We start from the raw sequence: 23153 nt of genomic DNA, 5'->3' as shown, positions 1-23153 counted from the left end.
GGCATCAGCCGGCCCGGGTCGCGTGCAGCGCCTGCACCCGCAGTGCGCTGGCCAGCGGAAGGTCCGGATCCGGCCGCGCCGCATCGACACCCGCCACCAGCGCTGCCAGGCTCAGGCCACTCGCCGCCGCCAGATCCTCCAGCGCCGCCCAGAACTCCGGCTCCAGTGCGACCGAGGTGCGGTGGCCTGCCAGGCGGAATGAGCGCTTCCGCAGATGCCTCACCCGCCGCCTTCGAGCGTGCCGCCGGGCCGCAGCATATCCTCCGGCCGCACCCAGCGGTCGAAATCCGCCTCCGAGACATGGCCAAGGCGTGCCGCCGCGGCTTTCAGCGTGATGTCCTCGGCCAATGCCAGCTTGGCGATGGCGACCGCCTTGTCGTAGCCGATGCGCGGGTTCAGCGCGGTGACCAGCATCAGCGACTTGCCGAGGCTGTCGGCGATCTTCGGCAGGTTCGGCTCCAGCTTGTCCACCATGTTGCGGGCGAAGCTCTCCGCGACATCCGCCAGCAGGCCCGCGGATTGCAGCACCGCCTGGATGATGACGGGCTTGAAGACGTTCAGCTCCAGGTGCCCCTGCGCGCCGCCGATGGTGACGGTGACGTGGTTGCCCATGACCTGGGCGGCCACCATCGTCAGCGCCTCCGACTGTGTCGGGTTGGTCTTGCCGGGCATGATGCTGCTGGACAGGCCATCGGCCGGGATCACCAGTTCGGCGAAGCCGGCGCGGGGCCCGCTGCCGAGCAGCCGCACGTCATTGCCGATCTTGTTGAACGACACGGCGATGGTGTTGAGCACGCCGGAAAGCTCCACAAGCGCGTCATGCGCGCCCATGCCCTCGAAGGGGTTCTCGTTCCGGGTGAAGGGCAGGCCGGTGAGTTCGGCCATGCGTGCCGCGAAGGTCTTGCCAAACTCTGGATGGCTGTTGAGGCCGGTGCCTGCCGCCGTGCCGCCCTGCGCCAGGGGCATCAGCCGCGGCAGGGCGTCCCGCAGGCGCGCGATGCCGAGTTCCACCTGCCGCGCCCAGGCCGCCGCTTCCTGGCCCAGAGTGACCGGCACCGCATCCATCATGTGGGTGCGGCCGATCTTGATGATGTCTGCCCAATCCGTCGCGCGCCGCGCCAGGCTGGCGTGCAGCACCTCCAGCGCCGGGATCAGCCGCCCGGCCACCGCCTCCGCCGCCGCCACATGCATGACCGTCGGGAAGCTGTCGTTGGAGGATTGGCCGCGGTTGACGTGGTCGTTCGGATGCACGGGCTTGCGGCTGCCCAAGGGCTGGCCGAGCGCCCGGTTGGCGAGGTTCGAGATCACCTCGTTGGCGTTCATGTTGGTCTGGGTGCCGGACCCGGTCTGCCAGACCGGCAGCGGAAACTCCGTATCGTGCCGGCCCGCCGCCACCTCCGCCGCCGCCCTGGCGATGGCCTCCGCGATGTCCGGCGGCAATTCGCCGAGCTTCGCATTGGCTTCCGCCGCCGCCTGCTTCTGCAGGCCGACGGCGCGGATCAGCCCGGGCGGGAAGCGTTCGGAGCCGATGCGGAACAGCAGCCGGGCGCGCTCCGTCTGCGGGCCCCAGAGGCGGTCGGCCGGGATCTCGATGGTGCCGAGGCTGTCGGTCTCGGTGCGGGTCTGGGTCATGCGGGTCTCCTTCGTCCGGGAGATAGGTGGCCCGGCGGCCCGCCGCCCATCACGGCTGGTTATTCGGGGAATCGGTCCCCGTAGGTCGCGATCTCGATCAGATTGCCATCCGGGTCGCGGCAATAGACCGAGTTGATCGGACCCAGCGCGCCCTGCTTCGCGACCGGCCCGACTTCAACCGTCACACCGCAGCCGCGCAGGTGTTCGGCGATATCCTCGGCCGCCACCGTGACAACGAAGCACAGATCCTGCGTGCCGGGTTCCGCGACGACGGAGGAGAACCACTCTGCCTGGGTCGCGCCGCGCGGCCGCAGGTTGATCTTCTGGCCACCGAACTTCAGCGCGATGCGCGGCGGCTCGCCGAAGCTGTCACGCTCCATGCCCAGCACGCGCTGGTACCAGTTGGCGCTGGTCTCCACATCGGCGCAGGTGATGACCAGGTGGTCCAGGCGGTCGACGGCGAAGCGCATTGGCCTACTTGTCCCCTTCGCGCCGACGCAGCCGCGCCGTCACCTCGATCTCGATCCTCATCTCCGGCCCCTGCAGCCCGGCGACGATCATGGTGGAGGCGGGGCGCGCCCGGCCCAGCCACTTCTTCACCACCGGCCAGCACAGCGGCCAATCCGCCCGGTCCGGCACGATGAAATTCGCCCGCACGATGTCGTCGATCCGCCCGCCGGCCTGGCGCAGCGCCGATTCGATGTTGCGGAAGGTCTGGTCGCATTGCTCGACCACGCCGGGGGCGATGGTCATGGTGGCGTAGTCATAGCCGGTGGTGCCGGAGACGAAGATCCAGTCACCGTCGATGACGGCGCGGGAGTAGCCGATTTCTTCCTCGAAGCGGCTGCCGGAGGAAAAGCGGGCGCGTGCCATCTTGGCGTCGGTTCCCGTTGATGGGCTGAAGGTGCTGCAAGCCATATCCCAGCCGCGGCGCGGCAGGAAGGCCCAGCCGCAGCGCGGCAGGAAGGCCCAGCCGCGGCGCGGCAGGAGGGCCCAGCCGCGGCGCGGCAGGAAGGTCCAGGTGTCGCCCCCCGCTGCTCGGCTGTCAGAACGAGAAGAAACGGACCAGCGCGTCGCCGAAGCCCGTGCGGCGCGCCAGGAAACCCACGGCAACGGAGGCGCCGGACGCCACCACGGCCGCCGGAGTCGCCGTCAGCCAGCGATGTCGCGCCGCCCGCAAACCCCTGGCGAGGCAGATCACCATGGCCACGAGCGGCAGCGGTGCGACGACGGTGAAGGCCATGAAGAGCATGCTCAGCCGATCGATCGCCTCGTCGAATCCCGGCAGTGGCCTTCCCTCCGCACTGACCGCCGCGGCGAGGCCCGCGGAGATGCCAAGCGCGTCGTTCGTCCGGAACAGGATCAGCGCGATGATCAGGTCGTACAGGGTCGCGGCGGCGAAGGCCGCCAGCGCCAGTGCCAGGGCCGGGCGCCAGGGAAGGCGGGGCCGGATGAGCCTCGCGGCGAGCAGCATGGCGCCGAGGAGCACCGCCACCTCTGCCCCGGTCGTGATGACCCAGGGCGGGACGATCGTCACCATGCCGTCCGGGACGGCGGCCTGGCGGTTCATGCGGTCGAACGAGGCCAGTCCTTCCGCGCCATCGATGCCCAGGCGTTCTGCCAGGGCGCGCAGACGCTGCAGTGGCGCGAAGGCTTCCTGGTTGAAGGCTCGCTGCAGCCGTTCCGACAGCCAATGGGCCGCCACGATCAACGCCAGGACCTTCGGCACGTAGGCCGAGACCGAGCCCTCGCCGGCCCCGGGGTATGACGCAGGATGCGGCGCCATGCGGAGCGCGCAGCGCAGGACGGCCCACCAGGCCCGGAGATCGGCCAGGTTCCCGCCCCAGGCCATCGCGGCTCCTCATGCCGGTCGGATGTTCACTCCAGACCTTCGTAGAAGTCGTTCCCCTTGTCATCCACAACGATGAAGGCGGGGAAATCCTCGACCTCGATCCGCCAGACGGCTTCCATGCCGAGCTCGGGGTATTCCAGGACCTCGACCTTGCGGATGCAGTCCTGCGCCAGCCGTGCGGCGGGGCCGCCGACGGAGCCGAGGTAGAAGCCGCCATAGGATTGGCAGGCGCGCAGCACGGCCTTGCTTCGGTTGCCCTTGGCCAGCATCACCAGGCTGCCGCCGGCCTTCTGGAAGGCCTCGACATAGCTGTCCATGCGCCCGGCGGTGGTCGGGCCGAAGCTGCCGGTGGCGTAGCCATCGGGCGTCTTGGCGGGACCGGCGTAGTAGACAGGGTGGTTCTTCAGATAGTCGGGCAGGCCCTCGCCACGGTCCAGCCGTTCCTGCAGCTTGGCATGGGCGATGTCGCGCGCCACCACAACGGTGCCGGTCAGCGACACGCGGGTCTTCACCGGATGCTTCGACAGCTCCGCCCGGATCGCGTCCATCGGCTGGTTCAGGTCGATCCGCACCACGTCGCCGCCGAGGATCTCGTCCGTCGCCTCCGGCAGGTACTTCGCGGGTTCGTGCTCAAGCTGTTCCAGGAACACGCCCTCCGGCGTGATCTTCGCCTTGATCTGGCGGTCGGCGCTGCATGACACGCCGATGCCGATCGGCAGCGAGGCGCCGTGCCGCGGCAGCCGCACCACCCGCACGTCGTGGCAGAAATACTTGCCGCCGAACTGCGCGCCGATGCCGAGGTTCTGCGTCAGCTTGTGCACCTCCGCCTCGAAGGCCACGTCGCGGAAGGCATGGCCGGCCTTGCTGCCCTCCGTTGGCAGCGCGTCCAGCCACTTGGTCGAGGCCAGCTTCACCGTCTTGAGGTTCGCCTCCGCGCTGGTGCCGCCGATGACGATGGCCAGGTGGTAGGGCGGGCAGGCGGACGTCCCCAGCGTCTTGATCTTGTCTTCCAGGAAGGCCAGCAGCTTCGGCTTGTTCAGCACCGCGCGGGTCTGCTGGTACAGGAAGGTCTTGTTGGCCGAACCGCCGCCCTTGAGCACGAACATCAGGTGCATCTCGTCGGCGTGGTGCTCGCCGGGCTGCGCCATGATGGAGAATTCCACCGGCAAATTGTTGCCGGTGTTCACCTCCTCCCACATGGTCAGCGGCGCCATCTGCGAATAGCGCAGGTTGGTCTCGGTGTAGGTGCGGTGGACGCCGTAGCTCAGCGCCTCCTCCTCGTCGCCCTCGACCCAGACGCGCTGGCCCTTCTTGCCGAAGACGATGGCGGTGCCGGTGTCCTGGCACATCGGCAGCACGCCGCCAGCGGCGATGTTGGCGTTCTTCAGCAGGTCGAGCGCCACGAAGCGGTCGTTCGGGCTGGCCTCCGGGTCCTGCAGGATCTTGGCCAATTGCCCCAGATGGCCGGGGCGCAGCAGATGGGAGACGTCCTTGCAGGCGGCGAAGGCCAGCGCCTCCAGCGCCTCCGGCTTCACCTTCAGCACGGCCCGGCCGTCGCAGGTCGCGGTGCTGACGCCGGCGATGGCCAGCTTACGGTAGGGCGTCACGTCGTCGCCAAGCGGGTACATCGGGCTGTAGCGGAAGCCGGACGGGCGCGTGGGTGCGATCACGGGGGAATCGAGGTCGAGCGGTGCGGTCACGGTGGTTCTCCGTGGCGCCGTCACCCGGCCGGGGTGCGGCGTGGATTGGTCTGCGCGGTGGTAGCGCAGCCGCGCCCTGCGGCCAACGGTTGCGGTTGTGCGGGCCTCAGTCCCGCGCCGGGCGGCGTCGGAACGCGTCCAGGCTGACCACCTGGGCCGGCGCTTCGGCCGGCGGGGCGGCGGGCGCTGCATCGGGCTCCGGCTCGGCTGCCTCGGACACGGCGACCGGGTCCATCAGCGGCTGGAAGCGCAGGCCGTAGCGCACGGCCGGGTCGGCGAAGCCGGTCAGGGCGGCGAAGGGCACCTGGAGTTGTGCCGGTACACCGCCGAAATGCAGGCGCACGGCGAAGGTGCCAGCGGTGCGGTCCACCACCAGGCCCTCGTACTGGTGCTGCAGCACCACCGTCATCTCCTGCGGGTAGCGCGCCTTCAGGTGGCCGGGGATCCGCGTGCCGGGATGATCGGTGCGGAAGGTGATGTAGTAGTGATGCTCCCCCGGCAGGCCCGTGGTCGCCGCGAGTTCGAGCGCGCGCGCCACCACGTCGCGCAGCGCGTCGTCGGTCCAGCGTTCGTATGGAATCAGGCTTTCGGCCGGGCGGGCGTCGTCGCTCATGCATGCATCCCTTTGCGCGGAGCATAAGCCGGCCGGGTCGCCTGCGGAAGGGCCGGGCAGAGGGGGTAGGGGAGGGAAAGTGGGGGGCTTCTGTTGCCCGGTGCCCCCCGAACCGCGCTTACCTTATTCAGGCAGCGAGTGCGTAAGCCTCGCGGCTATTGTCGTTCGCACTTAGAGATTAGCCCGATAACGGCGGTACAATGCCGGGCAAAAACGACCTCTTTACCACGCGCGTCGAAGCTGTTTCGCCCCCATGGGTCCCGCCGAGGCGGGGTTTGGTGGAGGCGCCGGGCACTGCCCCCGGGTCCGCAACGATTATTCCAGATCGCGTTTATCACCATAGTCGCCGAGGCGACGGGGCAGATGTAGGCGCTTCGCGTGGTAAAATCCAGGGGTCAATGAAGGGGGTGCCGCGAAGGGCGGGGTAGGCTAGTACAGCCAGCCTTTACGTACAGGACTCGGGCATGGCCCTGACGCCGGAACAGCAGCTTGAAATCAACGCCGCGCGCGAGGCCGCGCACGCGACGCGTCGCCCGACCGTGCCTGCCCTGGAAGACATGCTGTTCACCGCGACGCCGGTGCTCGACCACGGCTTCGTCCGGGTCGTCGACTACATGGGCGACGATGCCGCCATCGTGCAGGCCGCCCGCGTCAGCTACGGCCGCGGCACCCGCGCGGTGTCGGAGGATCGGGGCCTGATCCGCTACCTCATGCGCCACCGCCACTCGACCCCCTTCGAGATGTGCGAGATCAAGTACCACGTGAAGCTGCCGATCTTCGTCGCGCGCCAGTGGATCCGCCACCGGACCGCCAACGTGAACGAATACTCCGCCCGCTACTCGATCCTGGACCGCGAATTCTACATCCCCGCCGCCGAGAACCTGGCCGCGCAATCCGCCGTCAACCGCCAGGGCCGCGGCGAGGTGCTGGAGGGTGACCAGGCCGCCCGCGTGCTGGACCTGCTGCGGGAGGATGCGACCCGGAACTACGACCACTACCTCGACATGCTGAACGAGGACGAGCAGGGCGCCCCGATCGACCCGGGCCGTCCCGGCCTGGCGCGCGAGCTGGCGCGGATGAACCTGACCCTGAACGCCTACACCCAGTGGTACTGGAAGACCGACCTCCACAATTTGTTCGGCTTCCTCTCGCTCCGCGCCGATGCGCACGCGCAGTATGAAATCCGGGTCTATGCCGATGCGATGATGGCCAGCGCCGAGGCCTGGGTGCCGATCGCGGCCGCCGCCTTCCGCGACTACCGCCTGGGTGCCGTCACGCTGTCGGCGCAGATGCTCGGCATCCTGCGGCGGATGCTGGCCGGGGAGCCGGTCGATCAGGCTGGCTCCGGCCTGTCGAAGCGTGAATGGCGGGAATTGATGGAGACGCTCGGCCGTGCCGCCTAGCCCCGCGGCGCGGCGCGGGACAGGGCGGCCGGCCAATGGCCGCGCGCGTGGCAAGGCGGCCGCGCCGCCGCAGCGCGCCTGGCTGGAGCGCTGGTGGAAGGTGGCCCTGCTGGTCGGGCTGGTGACGCTCGGCCTGCCGCTGGCACACGCCTTGTTCGGCGAGATTTTCGCGTTGCTGGGCGGTGCCGTGCTGTTCGGCTTCCTGCTCGGCCGCTGGACGGCGGGCGTCTGAGCCTAGCCCGGCAGGCGGTCCGCATACTCCGCCCGCAGCCGGCTCCAGGCGCTCCAGAACGGTCCCGGCTCCCGGCTCTCGGTGCGCGCCGCCAGGACATCCAGATGCGCATGCCAGCCGGCGCCGACGTTCAGCAGGCTGGCGCGATCGAGCAGGCGGCGATGGATCACCGTCAGCAGCACCTGCGCGCCCTGCTGTTCCAGCTCGAAGGTCACGTCGCCGCCGCCCCAGCCGAAGGCCAGCAGGCGGGGCGGGTCGAGGCGGGTGATGTGGCTGGACAGCCGATGCTCGGACTCCATCCCGGGCGGCCGCTGCGCCGGCCCGCCGGACAATTCGTCGTTGCGCCAGACCAGTTCCACGGTACCGCCGACGCGCAACTCCATCGGCCCGGCCGCCAGCCACTGCCGGCGCAGGTCGCTTTCGGTGAGCCAGGCCCAGATCCGCTCGATCGGGCCCGGCAGCAGCCGCTGGATGCGCAGCGTGGTCGGTTCCGTGAGGACGCCCTGGGCGTCCAGGGTCGCAGCGTCACTCATCGCCATCTCCTTTGGTGTCCGTGGTTCTGGTGTCCGTGGTGTCGTCCTGCCGGAGCAGCCCCTCGAGGATGTCGAGGCGGCCGTTCCAGAAGCGCTCGTAGAAGCCGAGCCAGGCATGGGCGCCGGCCAGCGGCCGTGGCTCCAGCCGGCAGAGGTGCGTCCGCCCCTGGATCCGCCGGCGCACCAGCCCGGCGCGTTCCAGCGCCTGCACATGCTTGGAGGCCGCCGCCAGCGACATGGCGAAAGGCGCCGCCAATTCGCCGACGCTGCGCTCCCCATCGGCGAGGCGCTGCAGCATCCGGCGCCGGGTGGCGTCGCCGAGGGCGTGGAAGACGGCATCGAGCCGCCGGGCTTCTGATTCAACCATGTGGTTGAGGATGCGGCTGAGGCAGCTAATTGTCAACCGAATAGTTTAACAATGGCGCTTGGTGTGGCATGGCCAATTCCCGCCCGCTTCGCCACCATGGCGCCAACCGGAGACCGCCCATGCACGCCGACCGCGCCGCCGCCCTGATCGAGTTCCTGGCCCTCGCCGACCGCCTGAAGCACATCGAGCGTCGCGGTGAGACGGCGCGCCCGGACGGCACCTCGCGCCGCGAGAACTCCGCCGAGCATTGCTGGAACGTCGCCCTTGTCGCCGTGCTGCTGCATGGCGAGATGCCGGATGCCCCCGACCTCGGCCACACCCTGGCGATGATCGCGGCCCACGACCTGGTAGAGATCGAGGCCGGCGACACCTTCGCCTATGACGAGGCGCACCTGCTGACCCAGGCAGCGCGCGAGACGGCCGCCGCCGACATCGTCTTCGCGACGCTGCCGCCAGACCTGGGCGCGAAGCTGCGGGCGTTGTGGGAGGAGTTCGAGCAGGGCGAGACGCCGGAGGCGCGCTTCGCCATGGCCTGCGACCGCGCCCAGGGCTTCCTTCAGGGCGTCATCGGCACCGGCCATTGGCGCGACGCCGGCATCGCGGAGGCCGTGACGCATGGCCGCATGAGCCCGGCCCGCCAGGTCGCCCCGGCCTTTGAGGCCCTGATCGGCACGCTGTATGAGCGAGCCCGTGCCGGGCGTATGTTCGCGGAATGAGCATCCTCGTCTTCGGTTCCGCCAATGCCGACCTGATCTTCACCGTCCCAACCCTGCCGGCTGCCGGCGAGACCGTGCTGGGCGACGGGTTCCAGCAGATGCCGGGCGGCAAGGGCGCCAACCAGGCTGTCGCCGCGGCGCGGGATGGCGCCAGCGTCGCCTTCGCCGGCTGCGTCGGGGAGGATGGGCTGGCCGGCATCGCCACCGGCGCGATGCGGGATGCCGGCGTGGACCTAACCCGCCTGCTGGCCGTGGATGCGCCGACCGGCTGCGCCAGCATCTGCGTCGACCGGGCAGGGCAGAACCAGATCGCCGTCGCCCCGGGCGCCAACCTGGCCGCACGCGCCGCGCAGGTGGAGGATGCGGCGTTGCATCCCGGCGTCATCCTGCTGTTGCAGATGGAAGTTCCGGCCGAGGAGGTGCGGCTGCTGATCCACCGCGCCGCCGGCCTCGGTGCACGCTGCATCCTGAACCTGGCGCCGCCGGCGGACCTGCCGCTGGCGGTGCTGCGGGACCTTCACCTGCTGGTGTTGAACCAGCACGAGGCGGCGGTGCTGGCCGCACGGGTCGGCGTGGAGCCGACCGCGACCGCCCTGCGCGCGCTGCTCGGCTGCGACGTCGCCGTGACGCGGGGCGTCGAGGGGGCCGAGGCTGCGACGGAAGCCGGCAATGAGTTCGTCCGCGCCTTCCGCGTCGACATCACCGACACCACCGGCGCCGGCGATACCTGGTGCGGCGTGCTGGCGGCCGGGCTGGACCGTGGCCTGACATTGCCGGAGGCGATGCGGCGCGCTGCCGCGGCCGCCGCCCTGTCCTGCACCCGGCCGGGCGCAGCACCCTCCATGCCCGCCGCGGCCGAGACCAACGCGCTGCTGTCTATTCGATGACGATGCGCGGCCCCTCGGCCGCGGCCGCATTCTCCGCCAGCTTTTCCCGCAGCCGGCTGGCGATGCGCTGGTAGGCCGCGGCCTCGTCCGTTTCCGGCCGCGCGGCCACGATCGGCGTGCCGGCGTCCGCGAGTTCGCGGATCGCCAGCTTCAGCGGCAACTCGCCGAGGAACTCCACGCCCAGCCGCGCCGCCTCCGCCCGGGCGCCGCCATGGCCGAAGATGTCGCTCTGGTGGCCGCAGTTCGGGCAGCAGAAGAAGGACATGTTCTCGATCACGCCGAGTACCTTCACGCCCACCTTCTCGAACATCCTGACTCCGCGCCGGGCGTCCAGCAGCGCCACGTCCTGCGGGGTGGAGACGATGACGGCGCCGGCCAGCGGCACGCGCTGGCTCATCGTCAGCTGCGCATCGCCGGTGCCGGGCGGCATGTCGACGATCATGATGTCGAGCGCCCCCCATTCCACCTGACCCATCAGCTGTTCCAGCGCGCCCATCACCATCGGGCCGCGCCAGATCATCGGCGTCTCCTCTTCCACCAGGAAGCCGATGGACATGGCCTTCAGGCCCCAGCGGGACAGCGGGATGATGCGGTTGCCCTCGGTGCGCGGCCGTTCGCGCGTGCCGAGCATCTGCGGCAGCGAAGGCCCGAAGATGTCGGCATCCAGCAGGCCGACGCGCAGTCCCTGCATCGCCAGCGCGACGGCGATGTTGACGGCGGTGGTGGATTTGCCGACGCCGCCCTTGCCGGAGGCGACGGCGACGATGGCGCCGACCTGCGGCAGCAGCATCTGGCCCTGCCCCGGCTGGCCGGGGCCGGCCGCGGCCTTGCGCGAGGGCTCGGCGGGCTTGGCCGGCTCCGCGCGATGCGCCGTCAGCACCACGGTCGCGGACAGCACGCCGGGCACCGCGGCCACCGCGCGTTCGGCGGCGGCGCGCAGCGGTTCGCTCTCCCGCGCGCGTTCCCGCGGCACCTGGATGGCGAACTGCACCATGCCGGCCTTCACCGCCAGGCCGTCCACCAGGCCGGCGCTGACCACGTCCCGGCCGCTGACGGGGTCGCGCACCTGCGCCAGCGCGGCCCTTACCGCCTGCTCCAGCCTCTCGCTCATCGCTTGAAAAACCCCCTGTTCCGTACGATATCGCGGCGGCCGGCCGGTGCATGGCGCGCGGTTGCACGCGCCCCAGACCGAGCCTGCTGCCCTGGCCACGACCAAGGCCGGGCCGACGACACCCGGACCATATGGACCGTCGGCGCGGGCGCTGCACCCCTCCCTTTGCAGGACGGGGCGTGGCAAAGGATGAGCCGAAGTCTGGAGGAGGCCTAAAGCCCGATGGCGTGGAACAGCAACGGCGGACCCAGCCCCTGGGGCAACCCCAGGCCGGGCGGGCCGTGGGGGCAGCCGCAGCCGCCTTCTGGCGGAGGCCAGGGTGGCGGCGGTGGCGGGCGGGGCGGTGGCCCGGACCTCGATGACGTCATCCGGCAGGCACAGGATACCGTACGGCGCATGCTGCCGCGCGGCATGGGCGGCGCGGGGCTGGGCCTGCTGGCCCTGCTGCTGGTCGGCGCCTGGCTGGCGTCGGGCATCTATCGCGTCCAGCCGGACGAACAGGGCATCGTGCTGCGCTTTGGCGCCTATACGGCGACGACGCAGCCCGGCCTGAACTACCACCTGCCCTGGCCAATCGAATCCGTCACCACGCCGCGCGTCACCCGCATCAACCGGGTCGATGTCGGCTTCCGCGCCTCCGCCGACTCCGGCGCCGCGGCACGGCCCATTCCGGCACGCGACGTGCTGGAGGAAAGCCTGATGCTGACCGGCGACGAGAACATCATCGACATCGACTTCGCCGTGTTCTGGCGCATCCGCGATGCCGGGGAGTTCCTGTTCAACACCCGCAACCCGGAGCAGACGGTGAAGTCGGCGTCGGAAAGCGTGATGCGTGAGGTCATCGGCCGCACCGCCATCCAGCCGGCGCTGACCGAGGCGCGCGCCCAGATCGAGCAGGAGGTGCGCCGCGGCACCCAGGCGATCATGGACCAGTACAATGCGGGCGTGGAAATCACCCAGGTACAGCTGCAGAACGCGCAGCCGCCGGCCCGCGTGATCGATGCCTTCATCGACGTGCAGCGCGCCGGCGCCGACCGCGAGCGTGCCCGCAACGAGGCCGAATCCTACCGCAACGCTATCATCCCGGCCGCGCGCGGTGAATCGCAGCGGCTGGTGCAGGAAGCCGAGGGCTTCCGCGAAAGCCAGATCTCCCGCGCCCGAGGCGAGGCACAGCGCTTCCTCTCGGTGCTGTCCGCCTACCAGGTGGCGCGGGACGTGACGGTGCGCCGGCTTTACCTGGAGACCATGGAGGAAGTGCTGCGCCGCAACCCGAAGATCCTGATCGACGACCGCCTGCAGGGTCTGGTGCCGCTGTTGAACCTGGGTGACGCCACGCGCGGCGCCGCCGCGGTCCAGCCGCCGAGGCAGGGTGCCCAGCCGGGCGCGCAGCCATCGCCGCCCAGTGCCGGCGCGCAGCGGGGTGCGATCCGATGAACAAGACTATCGCAGCCGCCGTTGCCCTGGCGGTCATCCTCGTCGTCGCAGCCTCCACCCTGTTCACCGTGCACCAGACCCAGCAGGTGCTGATCACCCAGTTCGGCGAGCCGATCCGCGTGATCCGGACGCCGGGCCTGCATGCCAAGATCCCCTTCGTGCAGTCGGTCATCGCCTTCGACCGCCGCCTGCTGGACTTCGACGCGCCGGCGGAGGAGATCATCCTCGGCGACCAGCGCCGGCTGAGCGTGGACAGCTTCACGCGCTATTCCATCACTGACCCGCTGCGCTACTACCAGACGGTCGGGGCGCAGGAGGTGGGCATCCGTGCCCGCATTAACTCCATCGTCACTTCCGCCGTCCGCCGCGTGCTCGGCAACGAGCCGCTGCTGTCCGTGCTCTCTGCCGACCGCGCTCGCATCATGGGCGAGATCCGGCGGCTGGTGAACGAGGAGATGCAGGCCTTCGGCATCGAGGTGCAGGATGTCCGCATCCGCCGCGCCGACCTGCCGGAACAGAACACCGACGCCATCCTGTCCCGCATGCAGTCCGAACGGCAGCGCGTCGCTGCCGAGGAACGCGCCCGTGGCCAGGAGGAAGCGACCCGTATCCGCGCCGGCGCGGACCGCGAGCGCACCGTGCTGCTGGCCGAAGCCCAGGCGCAGGCCGACATCCTGCGTGGCCAGGGCGAGCAGGACGCGATCCGCATTTTCGCTGATGCGTTCCAGCAGGATCCGGAGTTCTTCCAGTTCTACCGGAGCATGCAGGCGTATCGCGAGGCGTTCTCCGAGGGTGAGACCCGCCTGCTGCTGTCGCCGGACAGTGAGTTCTTCCGCTTCTTCCGGGAGAGCATGCCGAGCGTCGGCACGCAGCCAGCCCGCGCCGCGGCACCCGCCGCAGCACCGCCGACCGCTGCCGCCGTTCCGGCGCCCGCGGCCGCCGAAGTGGCACCGGCTGCGCCGCAGCAGTAGCCGGCCATGCAGCTCGGCCACGTTCTTGCGGGCGTGGCCGTGGTGCTGGCTTTGGAAGGCCTGGCCTACGCGGTTTTTCCCGGTTCCATGAAGCGCATGCTGGCCAGCCTGGCTGCCACCCCGGAGCAGCGGCTGCGGACCGGGGGGCTGGTCGCCGCGGTCATCGGCACCGGGCTCGCCTGGATGATGATTGGCGCCGGGTGACGTCGACGTCATGCGCGGGCGGGCTTCCGCTTGTGGCACGCCGTGCCAATCTCTATCGCCGCGAGACATGAGTCGGGCGAATGCGCCCATCCCCCTCCGTAGAAGGTTGCCGCAATTGCGCTTTGCCCCCCTGTTGATGGTCGCGGCGCTGGCCGCGCCGCTGGCCGGATTGCCAGCCGCCCAGGCGCAGGTTCCGCCGCCGGGCGCCCCCACCTCCTTTGCCCCGCTGGCGCAGCGCCTGCTGCCGGCGGTGGTGAACATCCAGACCAGCCAGGCCGCCGCCCAGGCGCAGGCGCAGCGCCGCCCCGGCGCGCCCGACGTGCCCCAGGCCCCGCCCGGCAGCCCATTCGAGGAATTCTTCCGAGACTTCCTGGAGCGTAACCGCCCGCCGGGCAGCCCCCCGGGCGCCCAGCCGCAGCCCAACCGGCCGCAGCCGCCCGCCCGCCGCGGCCAATCGCTCGGCTCCGGCTTCATCATCGATGCCTCCGGCATCATCGTGACGAACAACCACGTCATCGAGGGCGCGGACGAGATCAACGTGGTGCTGTCCGACAACACCACGCTGCGGGCCGAACTGGTCGGCGCCGATCCGCGCACAGACGTGGCGGTGCTGCGCGTCCGCCCGGAACGCCCGCTGCCCGCCGTCACCTTCGGCGACAGCGACACGGCCCTGGTCGGTGACTGGGTGCTGGCCATCGGCAACCCCTTCGGCCTGGGCGGCTCGGTCTCGGCCGGCATCGTCTCGGCACGCGGCCGCGACATTCGGCAAGGGCTGTATGACGACTTCATCCAGACCGATGCGGCGATCAACCGCGGCAATTCCGGCGGCCCGCTGTTCAACCTGGCCGGCGAGGTCATCGGCATCAACACCGCCATCTACTCGCCCTCCGGCGGGTCGATCGGCATCGGCTTCTCCATCCCCTCCAACCTCGCACGCAACATCGCGGCGCAATTGCGCGATGTCGGCCGGGTGCGGCGCGGCTGGCTTGGCGTGAACATCCAGCAGGTGACGGACGAGATCGCCGAGAGCCTCGGCCTGACAGGCGGCGCCCGCGGCGCCCTGGTGGCCCGCGCGCAGGAGGATGCGCCGGCGGCACAAGGCGGCATCCAGGCCGGCGACGTGATCCTGCGCTTCAACGGGCAGGAAGTGCGGGAAATGCGCAACCTGCCGCGCATCGTGGCCGACACCGCCGTGGGCAGCCAGGCGCCGGTGGTGGTGTGGCGCGACGGTGCCGAGCGCACGCTGACCGTCACCGTCGCCGAACTGCCGAGCGACCAGGCCGCGGCCGGCGCGACGACGCCGGCGCCGGAGGCTCGCCCCCAGACGCTGGAACTCGCCGGCCTCGGCCTGACGGTTGGCCCGATCACGGCGGAGTCGCGGGAGCGGTTCAGCCTGCGGCCGGAAAGCCGCGGCGTGGTGATCACCGAGGTCTCCCCCGGCAGCCCCGCCGCCGAGCGCGAGCTGCGCCCCGGCGACGTGATCGTGGAAGTGCAGCAGGAGCGGGTGAACACGCCGCAGGAGGTGCAGGAAAGGCTTTCGACTCTGCGCCGCCAGAACCGCGCGACGGCGCTGCTGCTGATCGAAAGCGCACAAGGCCAGCGCTGGGTGCCCCTGCGCCTGGCCGCCCCCACCGGCAGCCCCGGCTGACCGACGAGCCCTCTCCCCCTATGTGGGGAGAGGGTTGGGTGAGGGGGGCGGCGCTGCCTTAGCGAAACTCGCTGCGCCGATAGCCTTGGGCGAACAGCAGCGCCAGCAGGTCGTTGTAATCGACCCGCGCCCGGGCGGCGGCCGCGACGATCGGCTTGGCGTGATAGGCGATGCCAAGCCCCGCTGCGCCGATCATGTCCAGGTCGTTGGCGCCATCCCCCACCGCGAGCGTCGCCGCCATCGGCAGCGCATTCTCCGTCGCCAGCCGGGTCAGCGTGGCCAGCTTGGCGTTGCGGTCGAACACCGGCTCGGCCACCTTGCCGGTCAGCTTGCCGTTCTCGATCAGCAGGATGTTGGAGACGTGGTGGTCGAAGCCGAGCCTGTCCGCCACCCGCCCGGTGAAGAAGGTGAAGCCGCCGGAGGCGAGGCAGCACACCGCACCATGCGCGCGCATCGTCGCCACCAGCGTCGCCGCGCCGGGCATCATTTCCGTCTGCGCCCAGGTGCCTTCCAGCGCGGCGACCTCGAGCCCGCGCAGCATGCCGACGCGCTCATGCAGCGCCTGGGCGAAATCGAGTTCGCCATTCATGGAGCGCCGGGTGATGGCGGCGATCTGGTCCTTCAGCCCGGCATAGGCGGCGAGTTCATCCAGCGTCTCCGACGTCACGATGGTGCTGTCCATGTCCGCCACCAGCAGGCGCTTGCGGCGACCCTCGGCGGGCTGCGCGATGGCGTCCACCGGCGCATCGCCGAGCGCCGTGCGGGCGGCGGCGGCGGCCAGTTCGGCGGGGGCATCGGCGAAGGGCAGGTCCACCGCCTCGCCCTCCGACAGCCAGTCCGGAGCGCCGGGGGTGGCGCCGATGCCGGCCAGTGCCGCGCGGGCGCGGGCGAGAAGGGCGGGGTCGAGACCGCCGGGGGCTGCGATCAGGGTCAGGATATGGGGCATGTGGCGCGCCCTGTGCCACCAGCCTGATGGCCGCGCAACATCCGCCCGCCATCCTGGTCGCCGGCCCGACCGCGAGCGGCAAAAGCGCGCTGGCGCTGGCCCTGGCGGAGCGCCTCGGCGGCGAGGTGATCAACGCCGATTCCATGCAGATCTATGCCGAACTGCGCATCCTGACCGCCCGCCCGACGCCGGCCGAGGAAGCCCGCGTGCCGCATGCGCTGTACGGCGTGCGCCCGGTGGCGGAGGCCGGCACCGTCGCTTGGTGGCGCGGCGCCGCGCTGGGCGCGATGGAGCGCGCGCGGCAGGCTGGCCGCGTGCCGATCCTGTGCGGCGGCACCGGGCTGTATTTCCTGTCCCTCACCGAGGGCCTGTCCGAGATCCCGCCGGTGCCGGAGGCCGCCCGCGCCGAGGCGCGCCGGCTGCTCGCCGAGGCAGGCCCGGCCGCGCTGCACGCCCGCCTCGCGGCGCTCGATGCCGAAACCGCCGCGACGCTGCGTCCTTCCGACGGCCAGCGCCTGGCGCGTGCCTATGAGGTGGTGACCGGCACCGGGCGTGGGCTGCGCCATTGGCAGGCGGCCTCCGCCACCGGACCGGCGCCCTGGCGCTTCGCTGCCATTCTGCTCGACCCGCCGCGCGATGCGCTGCGCGCCGCCATCGCCCGGCGCTGGCAGGGAATGCTGGAACAGGGCGCGCTGGAGGAGGTGCGGGCGCTGGGCGCGCAGGGCCTGGACCCGGCGCTGCCGGCGATGCGGGCGCATGGCGTGCCGGAACTGCTGGCGTATCTGGCCGGCGGGATGACGCTGGAAGCAGCCTCCCACCGCGCCATTCTCAACACCGGTCAATATACCAAGCGCCAGGCGACTTGGTTCCGGCATCACGCCCTCGCCAGCCTTACGCATAGCATCCATGCGCGCAGCGGCGGTCTCTCGCAACTTTCGGAACGCGCGCTGGCCGAATTTATGATGTTTGTTCATCCGGACGTTGACGCGCCGCAGCAACGGGCCTAGTTAGCGCCTGTCTCACCAGACACAGGAAAGCCCCCAGCCCCATGTCCGCCACCATCCAGCACGCCACGACGCAGCCCCTGACCATGTCGGGCGCCGAGGTCGTACTCCGGGCGCTGAAGGATCAGGGCGTCGAGGTCATCTTCGGCTATCCGGGCGGCGCCGTGCTGCCGATCTACGACGCGATCTTCCAGCAGAACGCCATCCGCCACATCCTGGTGCGCCACGAACAGGCCGCGGTGCATGCGGCGGAAGGCTATGCGCGCTCCACCGGCAAGGTCGGCTGCGTGCTCGTGACCTCCGGCCCCGGCGCCACCAATGCGGTGACCGGGCTGCTGGATGCGCTGATGGACAGCATCCCGCTGGTCTGCCTGACCGGGCAGGTGCCGACGCACCTGATCGGCAACGACGCCTTCCAGGAAGCCGACACCACCGGCATCACCCGCCCCGCCACCAAGCACAACTACCTGGTGAAGCGGTCCGAGGATCTCGCCCGGGTGGTGCACGAGGCCTTCCATGTCGCCCGCAGCGGCCGCCCCGGCCCGGTGGTGATCGACCTGCCGAAGGACATCCTGATCGCCAAGGCGCCCTATGCCGAGGCCCCGCCCGCGGCCCAGCCGCACCGCTCCTATCGTCCGGTGACGGCGCCGGACATGGGCCAGGTGCGCAAGGCGGTGGCGCTGCTGAAGTCGGCCCAGCGGCCGGTGATCTATGCTGGCGGCGGCGTCATCAATTCCGGGCCGGAGGCGTCGCGCCTGCTCGGCGAATTCGCCCGCCTGACCAATTTCCCGGTGACCAACACGCTGATGGGCCTCGGCGCCTTCCCGTCGCAGGACCCGCAGTTCATCGGCATGCTCGGCATGCACGGCACCTACGAGGCGAACCTCGTGATGCATGGCTGCGACGTCATGCTGAACATGGGCGCGCGCTTCGATGACCGGGTGACCGGCAACCTGCTGCACTTTTCGCCGGGTTCGAAGAAGATCCACGCCGACATCGACCCGTCGAGCATCAACAAGAACGTCAAGGTGGACGTGCCGATCGTCGGCGATGCCGGGCAGATCATCGCCGCCATGATCCAGGTCTGGAACGAGGACAAGGCGCCGCCGCAGCGGGAGGCGCTGGCCGAGTGGTGGCGCCAGATCGACCAGTGGCGCGGCAAGGACTGCCTGCGCTACGTCCAGCAGGGCAAGATCATCAAGCCCCAGCACGCGGTGAAGCGGCTGTACGAGATCACCCGCGAATCCGGCCGCGAGACCTTCATCACGACCGAGGTCGGCCAGCACCAGATGTGGGCGGCGCAGTATTTCGGCTTCGAAAAGCCGAACCGTTGGATGACCTCGGGCGGCCTCGGCACCATGGGCTACGGCCTGCCGGCGGCGATGGGCGTGCAGATCGCGCATCCGGATGCGCTGGTCATCGACATCGCCGGCGAGGCCAGCATCCTGATGAACATCCAGGAAATGGCGACGCTGGCGCAGTACCGGCTGCCCGTGAAGGTGTTCATCCTGAACAACGAATACATGGGCATGGTGCGGCAGTGGCAGGAGCTGCTGCATGGCGGCCGCTATTCCGAAAGCTACTCCGCGGCGCTGCCGGATTTCGTCAAGCTGGCCGAGAGCTTCCACGGCGTTGGCCTGCGCGCGACCTCGGCCGATCAGCTGGACGACGTGATCCGGGAGATGCTGGCGGTGGACCGGCCCGTGATCGCCGACATCTGCGTGGCCAAGGACGAGAACTGCTTCCCGATGATCCCCTCGGGGGCCGCGCATAACGAGATGATCCTCGGCCCGGGGCAGGAGGGTGGCGTCGCCGGCGTGACGGATGAGGGCAAGGTTCTCGTCTGAGTCACGCCTGCCGCTTCCCTGACCTCCTGCCGGACTGCTGAAACCGATGCCCGACGATTCTGGAAAATTCCGCTCCGCCACCATCGCGGTGCTGGTGGAGAACGAGGCCGGCGTACTCGCGCGCGTCATCGGCCTGTTCTCCGGCCGCGGCTACAACATCGAAAGTCTGACGGTGGCGCCGGTCGATGCCGACCGCCGGCTGTCGCGCATCACCATCGTCACCTCCGGCACGGAGATGGTGATCGAGCAGATCAAGGCGCAGCTCGACCGGCTGGTGCCGGTGCACAAGGTGTCCGACCTGTCGCTGGCCGGGCCGCACCTGGTCCGGGAACTGGCGCTGATCAAGGTGGTCGGCACCGGCGAGACGCGGGTGGAGGCGCTGCGCCTGGCGGATGCCTTCCGGGCGCGGGTGGTGGATGCCACCACCGAAAGCTTTGTCTTCGAGATGACGGGCAACGCCGAGAAGATCGATGCCTTCTGCGCGCTGATGCGGCCGATTGGCCTTGCCGAGGTCAGCCGAACCGGCGCGGTCGCCATCGTGCGGGGCAGCTCCGCGCTCTCGGTCTGAAACTTTGCTGGCCTCCCCGCCGTTCGCAGGGCGAACCGACTCCGGAGCCCATGCCATGCGCCTTTTCGCCTGCCAGAAGTGCAGCAACCTGCTGCATTTCGAGAACACCGCCTGCGAGAATTGCGGCTCCCGCCTCGGCTTCCTGCCCGGGCCGGGGCGCCTGTCCGCCTTCGATGAGGAAGGCAATGCGCTGTTCAACGGCCAGCCCTGGAAGGCCTGTGCCAATGCGGCGCATGACGCCTGCAACTGGATGCTGCCGAGCGAGGACGAGGCCGACTACTGCCCCGCCTGCCGCCTGAACGAGATCGTCCCGGACCTGTCGGTGCCGGAAAACCTGCCGCTGTGGCGGCGGATGGAGGTGGCGAAGCGCCGGCTGATCTACACGCTGGACCGGCTCGGCCTGCCGCATGAGGGGCCGGAGCTGCGCTTCGCCTTCCTCGCCGACCTCGATGGCGAGCCGCCGACCATGACCGGGCATGACGAGGGGCTGATCACCATCGCCCTCGCCGAAGCCGACGATGCCGAGCGCGAGGCCCGCCGCACCCGGCTGAACGAGCCGTTCCGCACGCTGCTGGGTCATATGCGGCATGAGGTCGGGCACTGGTACTTCATCGTCCTGATCGACCGCGCTGGCCGTACCGAGGATTTCCGGGCATTGTTCGGCGACGAAAGCACCGACTATGGCGCGGCGCTGCAGGCGCACTACGCCAAGCCGCCGAACGACGATTGGCGCGGGGACTACATCTCCGCCTACGCCGCCGCTCACCCGCATGAGGATTGGGCGGAATGCTTCGCCCATTACCTGCACATGGTGGACAGCCTGGAGATGGCCGCCAGCTTCGGGATGAAGATCAGCCCGAAACTGGACAAGGAGGGGGTGCTGGAGACCGACCTCGACTTCAACCCCTACCGATCCTCGATGGAGGAGATCCTCTCTGCCTGGACCCCGCTGACCATCGCCATGAACGCGATGAACCGCAGCATGGGCACGCCCGACCTCTACCCCTTCGTGCTGAGCCCGCCCGTGGTGCGCAAGCTTGGTTTCATCCACGAAGTGGTGCATCAACGCCCGCGGAGCGGGTAACACCCAATTGCCCCCGCAACGGGGCATTAGTCGCCTCGGGACGAGGCAATCCAAAGGAAGCTGCGACGATGCGTGTGTATTATGACCGCGATGCGGATGTGAATCTGATCAAGGCCAAGAAGGTCGCGGTCATCGGCTTCGGCAGCCAGGGCCATGCCCATGCCCAGAACATGCGCGACAGCGGCGTGGCCGACGTGGTCATCGGCCTGCGTCCGGGCGGGTCCTGGAAGAAGGCGGAAGCCGCCGGTTTCAAGGTGATGTCGCCAGCCGATGCGGCGAAGTGGGCCGATGTGGTCATGGTGCTGACGCCGGACGAACTGCAGGGCGACCTGTACCGCGACCACCTGCACGCCAACATGAAGCCCGGCGCGGCGCTGGCCTTCGCCCACGGTCTGAACGTGCATTTCAACCTGCTCGACCCGCGCGCCGACATCGACGTGTTCATGATCGCGCCGAAGGGCCCCGGCCACACGGTGCGCGGCGAGTACCAGAAGGGCGGCGGCGTGCCCTGCCTGGTGGCGGTGCACCAGAACCCCTCGGGCAATGCGCTCGAGATCGCGCTGTCCTACGCCTCCGCCATCGGCGGCGGGCGCTCGGGCGTCATCGAGACGACCTTCAAGGAGGAATGCGAGACCGACCTGTTCGGCGAGCAGGTGGTGCTCTGCGGCGGCCTGGTCGAGCTGATCAAGGCGGGCTTCGAGACGCTGTGCGAGGCCGGCTACGCCCCCGAGATGGCGTATTTCGAGTGCCTGCACGAGGTGAAGCTGATCGTCGACCTGATCTATGAGGGCGGCATCGCCAACATGAACTACTCGATCAGCAACACGGCCGAATACGGCGAATACGTCACCGGCCCGCGCATCATCACCCCCGCGACGAAGGAGGAGATGAAGCGCGTCCTCAATGACATCCAGTCGGGCAAGTTCGCCCGCGACTGGATGCTGGAGAACAAGGTGAACCAGGCCAGCTTCAAGGCGACCCGCCGCCGCCTGGCCGAACACCCGATCGAGGAAGTGGGCGAGAAGCTGCGCGGCATGATGCCCTGGATCAAGACCAACCAGCTGGTCGACAAGGCCAAGAACTAAGGCAACCTTCTGCCTCCCCCGCCTGCGGGGGAGGCTCGGGGTGGGGGCAAGCGCCATGAAGACCATTGCCTGCCTCCACACCGCCGCCACCAATCTTCGCCTGTTCGACGAGGCCTGCCCGCCCGACGTCACGCTGTACCACCACCTGCGCGACGATCTGCTGGCGGAAGCCGAGGCCGCCGGCGGCATGACGGCGGACATCGCCGCCCGCACCGCCGCCGCGCTGGAAGCCCTGGCCGAGCCGGGCACGGATGCCATCCTGCTGACCTGTTCCACCCTCGGCCCGGCCGCTGGCCTGGTCTGCGCCGCCATTCCGGTGCTGCGCGTCGACGCTGCCCTGGCCGAGGCCGCCTGCCGCAATGGCGGCCCTGTCATGGCGCTCTGCGCCGTCCACACCACCCTGGCGCCGACCGGGGCGCTGTTCGCCGAGGCCGCCGCGCGCCATGGCGCGACGCTGGAGGTGCGGCTGGTCGAGGGCGCCTGGGCTGCCTTCCGCGCCGGCGAGGCCGACCGCTACGCCGCGCTGGTCGCCGCCGCCGCCGATGCGGCGTTCGACGGTGGCGCGGCCGTCGTGGCCCTGGCGCAGGCCAGCATGGCGCCGGCCGCCGCGCTGTGCCGGGCCGGCACGCCGCTGACCAGCCCGGCCGCCGGTCTCGCCGCGGTTGCCTGACGGCGCGGCGGCGCCACATCCAGGACACAACCCGGAGGTCCCGCCATGCTCGAACGCCTCGCCGCCGGTGCCACCGCCTTGGCGCAGGGCGTCGCCTCCGTCGCCGGCGTGCGCAGCGGGACGGAGGAGCCTTCCTTCGAGGTGCTGGACCGCGCCCGCGGTATCGAGATCCGGCGCTACGCCGCCCGCCTCGCCGCCGAGACCGAGGTGCCGGCCGATGAGACCGCCAGCCGCAGCGAGGGCTTCTCCCGCCTCGCGCGCTACATCTTTGGCGGCAACCAGACGCGGGCCCGCATCGCCATGACGGTACCGGTCGACCAGGCCAGGGCGCGGGCCGGCCACCGCATCCGCTTCTTCCTGCCGGCCGCATTACGCGAACCGCCTGTCCCTGCGGACCCGCGCGTGCAGATCGTGCAGGTAGCGCCCGAAACCTGTGCCGTGCTGCGCTTTTCCGGCAGCACCGCGCCGCAATGCGTGGCGGATGCCAAGGCCCGCCTGCTGGCTGCCTTGGGGGACACGGCCTGGGTAGCGGAGGGTGCGCCCATCGCCTGGTTCTACGACCCGCCCTGGACCATTCCGGCGCTGCGGCGGATCGAGGTGGCGGTGCCCGTTCGCCGGCGCGATTGACCCTGGCGCAGCCTGCCGG

The 23153-nt window shown here is 70.2% G+C and carries 26 protein-coding genes and 1 other RNA gene; 15 read left to right on the top strand and 12 right to left on the bottom strand.

Translation table 11 applies throughout. From position 1 onward, the window contains the following. Nucleotides 1-4: 4 nt before the first annotated feature. The 8 genes from ACLF3G_RS08740 to ssrA all read right to left on the bottom strand — a co-directional run bounded on the left by ACLF3G_RS08740 (nucleotide 5) and on the right by ssrA (nucleotide 6192). Nucleotides 5-223: a ribbon-helix-helix domain-containing protein gene (locus ACLF3G_RS08740; protein ID WP_430668977.1), complete on the bottom strand. Its 219-nt coding sequence runs from the start codon at nucleotides 221-223 to the stop codon at nucleotides 5-7. Then, complete coding sequence (locus ACLF3G_RS08735; protein ID WP_430668976.1) at nucleotides 220-1632, bottom strand: class II fumarate hydratase; 1413 nt, start codon at nucleotides 1630-1632, stop codon at nucleotides 220-222. Before ACLF3G_RS08735 ends, ACLF3G_RS08740 begins: the two co-directional genes overlap by 4 nt. Nucleotides 1633-1691: 59 nt before the next feature. Further along, nucleotides 1692-2102: a VOC family protein gene (locus ACLF3G_RS08730; RefSeq protein WP_430668975.1), complete on the bottom strand. Its 411-nt coding sequence runs from the start codon at nucleotides 2100-2102 to the stop codon at nucleotides 1692-1694. Between the two features lie 4 nt (nucleotides 2103-2106). Then, nucleotides 2107-2505 carry a RidA family protein gene (locus tag ACLF3G_RS08725; RefSeq protein ID WP_430668974.1) on the bottom strand — a complete coding sequence of 133 codons (399 nt, stop codon included), beginning with the start codon at nucleotides 2503-2505 and terminating at the stop codon, nucleotides 2107-2109. A gap of 172 nt (nucleotides 2506-2677) precedes the next feature. After that, the gene (locus ACLF3G_RS08720; protein ID WP_430668973.1) at nucleotides 2678-3484 is read right to left on the bottom strand and encodes a hypothetical protein; all 807 of its coding nucleotides are present in this window, start codon (nucleotides 3482-3484) and stop codon (nucleotides 2678-2680) included. A gap of 26 nt (nucleotides 3485-3510) precedes the next feature. After that, a complete protein-coding gene (locus tag ACLF3G_RS08715) occupies nucleotides 3511-5112 on the bottom strand; it encodes a fumarate hydratase (RefSeq protein ID WP_430669275.1) in 1602 nt (533 codons plus the stop codon). Nucleotides 5113-5290: 178 nt separating this feature from the next. Next, on the bottom strand, nucleotides 5291-5797 hold the full coding sequence (locus ACLF3G_RS08710; RefSeq protein ID WP_430668972.1) for an SspB family protein: 507 nt from the start codon (nucleotides 5795-5797) through the stop codon (nucleotides 5291-5293). 78 nt (nucleotides 5798-5875) lie between these two features. Then, nucleotides 5876-6192, bottom strand: a transfer-messenger RNA (tmRNA) gene (gene ssrA / locus ACLF3G_RS08705). Between the two features lie 69 nt (nucleotides 6193-6261). On the opposite strand from ssrA, the gene thyX reads away from it, so the two are divergent. Together thyX and ACLF3G_RS08695 are read left to right on the top strand one after the other, a co-directional pair. Beyond that, the gene (gene thyX, locus ACLF3G_RS08700) at nucleotides 6262-7200 is read left to right on the top strand and encodes an FAD-dependent thymidylate synthase (RefSeq protein WP_430668971.1); all 939 of its coding nucleotides are present in this window, start codon (nucleotides 6262-6264) and stop codon (nucleotides 7198-7200) included. Beyond that, nucleotides 7190-7432, top strand: coding sequence for a hypothetical protein (locus tag ACLF3G_RS08695; RefSeq protein ID WP_430668970.1), 243 nt, complete (start codon nucleotides 7190-7192; stop codon nucleotides 7430-7432). The genes thyX and ACLF3G_RS08695 overlap by 11 nt, the downstream gene beginning before the upstream one ends. Before the next feature lie 2 nt (nucleotides 7433-7434). On the opposite strand, the gene ACLF3G_RS08690 is transcribed toward ACLF3G_RS08695, so the two are convergent. Both ACLF3G_RS08690 and ACLF3G_RS08685 read right to left on the bottom strand, forming a co-directional pair. Next, nucleotides 7435-7965 (bottom strand): SRPBCC family protein, encoded by a 531-nt coding sequence (locus tag ACLF3G_RS08690; RefSeq protein ID WP_430668969.1) that lies wholly within the window; start codon nucleotides 7963-7965, stop codon nucleotides 7435-7437. Then, entirely contained in the window at nucleotides 7958-8332 is a 375-nt protein-coding gene (locus tag ACLF3G_RS08685; protein ID WP_430668968.1) for an ArsR/SmtB family transcription factor, read from the bottom strand. Before ACLF3G_RS08685 ends, ACLF3G_RS08690 begins: the two co-directional genes overlap by 8 nt. A 119-nt stretch (nucleotides 8333-8451) precedes the next feature. Here ACLF3G_RS08685 and ACLF3G_RS08680 point away from each other — a divergent pair, with 119 nt between their 5' ends. Both ACLF3G_RS08680 and ACLF3G_RS08675 read left to right on the top strand, forming a co-directional pair. Further along, nucleotides 8452-9048: an HD domain-containing protein gene (locus ACLF3G_RS08680; RefSeq protein ID WP_430668967.1), complete on the top strand. Its 597-nt coding sequence runs from the start codon at nucleotides 8452-8454 to the stop codon at nucleotides 9046-9048. Then, a complete protein-coding gene (locus ACLF3G_RS08675) occupies nucleotides 9045-9935 on the top strand; it encodes a ribokinase (protein ID WP_430668966.1) in 891 nt (296 codons plus the stop codon). Before ACLF3G_RS08680 ends, ACLF3G_RS08675 begins: the two co-directional genes overlap by 4 nt. Here ACLF3G_RS08675 and ACLF3G_RS08670 read toward each other — a convergent pair. Then, entirely contained in the window at nucleotides 9925-11046 is a 1122-nt protein-coding gene (locus ACLF3G_RS08670; RefSeq protein WP_430668965.1) for a P-loop NTPase, read from the bottom strand. The genes ACLF3G_RS08675 and ACLF3G_RS08670 overlap by 11 nt on opposite strands. 222 nt (nucleotides 11047-11268) lie before the next feature. Between ACLF3G_RS08670 and hflK the strand changes: the two genes are divergently transcribed. The 4 genes from hflK (at nucleotide 11269) to ACLF3G_RS08650 (ending at nucleotide 15303) form a co-directional block, all read left to right on the top strand. Continuing rightward, on the top strand, nucleotides 11269-12480 hold the full coding sequence (hflK, locus tag ACLF3G_RS08665) for an FtsH protease activity modulator HflK (RefSeq protein ID WP_430668964.1): 1212 nt from the start codon (nucleotides 11269-11271) through the stop codon (nucleotides 12478-12480). After that, nucleotides 12477-13451, top strand: a complete 975-nt coding sequence (gene hflC / locus ACLF3G_RS08660; RefSeq protein WP_430668963.1) for a protease modulator HflC — start codon at nucleotides 12477-12479, stop codon at nucleotides 13449-13451. Before hflK ends, hflC begins: the two co-directional genes overlap by 4 nt. Nucleotides 13452-13457: 6 nt before the next feature. Beyond that, nucleotides 13458-13655, top strand: a complete 198-nt coding sequence (locus ACLF3G_RS08655) for a DUF2065 domain-containing protein (RefSeq protein ID WP_430668962.1) — start codon at nucleotides 13458-13460, stop codon at nucleotides 13653-13655. A 115-nt stretch (nucleotides 13656-13770) separates the two neighbouring features. Further along, nucleotides 13771-15303 (top strand): DegQ family serine endoprotease, encoded by a 1533-nt coding sequence (locus ACLF3G_RS08650; RefSeq protein WP_430668961.1) that lies wholly within the window; start codon nucleotides 13771-13773, stop codon nucleotides 15301-15303. 58 nt (nucleotides 15304-15361) lie between these two features. Here ACLF3G_RS08650 and serB read toward each other — a convergent pair whose 3' ends face one another. Then, nucleotides 15362-16249 carry a phosphoserine phosphatase SerB gene (gene serB / locus ACLF3G_RS08645; RefSeq protein ID WP_430668960.1) on the bottom strand — a complete coding sequence of 296 codons (888 nt, stop codon included), beginning with the start codon at nucleotides 16247-16249 and terminating at the stop codon, nucleotides 15362-15364. Between the two features lie 26 nt (nucleotides 16250-16275). On the opposite strand from serB, the gene miaA reads away from it, so the two are divergent. The 7 genes from miaA (at nucleotide 16276) to ACLF3G_RS08610 (ending at nucleotide 23134) form a co-directional block, all read left to right on the top strand. After that, a complete protein-coding gene (gene miaA / locus ACLF3G_RS08640) occupies nucleotides 16276-17256 on the top strand; it encodes a tRNA (adenosine(37)-N6)-dimethylallyltransferase MiaA (RefSeq protein WP_430668959.1) in 981 nt (326 codons plus the stop codon). 41 nt (nucleotides 17257-17297) lie between these two features. Continuing rightward, a complete protein-coding gene (locus tag ACLF3G_RS08635) occupies nucleotides 17298-19100 on the top strand; it encodes an acetolactate synthase 3 large subunit (RefSeq protein ID WP_430668958.1) in 1803 nt (600 codons plus the stop codon). Between the two features lie 46 nt (nucleotides 19101-19146). Continuing rightward, entirely contained in the window at nucleotides 19147-19668 is a 522-nt protein-coding gene (gene ilvN, locus ACLF3G_RS08630; protein ID WP_430668957.1) for an acetolactate synthase small subunit, read from the top strand. A 55-nt stretch (nucleotides 19669-19723) separates the two neighbouring features. Continuing rightward, on the top strand, nucleotides 19724-20752 hold the full coding sequence (locus ACLF3G_RS08625) for a zinc-binding metallopeptidase family protein (RefSeq protein ID WP_430668956.1): 1029 nt from the start codon (nucleotides 19724-19726) through the stop codon (nucleotides 20750-20752). A gap of 68 nt (nucleotides 20753-20820) precedes the next feature. Beyond that, nucleotides 20821-21837 (top strand): ketol-acid reductoisomerase, encoded by a 1017-nt coding sequence (ilvC, locus tag ACLF3G_RS08620; protein ID WP_430668955.1) that lies wholly within the window; start codon nucleotides 20821-20823, stop codon nucleotides 21835-21837. A gap of 55 nt (nucleotides 21838-21892) precedes the next feature. After that, nucleotides 21893-22507, top strand: coding sequence for a hypothetical protein (locus tag ACLF3G_RS08615; RefSeq protein WP_430668954.1), 615 nt, complete (start codon nucleotides 21893-21895; stop codon nucleotides 22505-22507). Between the two features lie 45 nt (nucleotides 22508-22552). Then, nucleotides 22553-23134: an SOUL family heme-binding protein gene (locus ACLF3G_RS08610; RefSeq protein WP_430668953.1), complete on the top strand. Its 582-nt coding sequence runs from the start codon at nucleotides 22553-22555 to the stop codon at nucleotides 23132-23134. Nucleotides 23135-23153: the final 19 nt, after the last annotated feature.

Source organism: Falsiroseomonas sp. HC035 (genome assembly GCF_050563525.1).
In the GTDB taxonomy this organism is placed as follows: domain Bacteria; phylum Pseudomonadota; class Alphaproteobacteria; order Acetobacterales; family Acetobacteraceae; genus Falsiroseomonas.
This window is presented reverse-complemented; position numbering and strand designations above follow the sequence as displayed.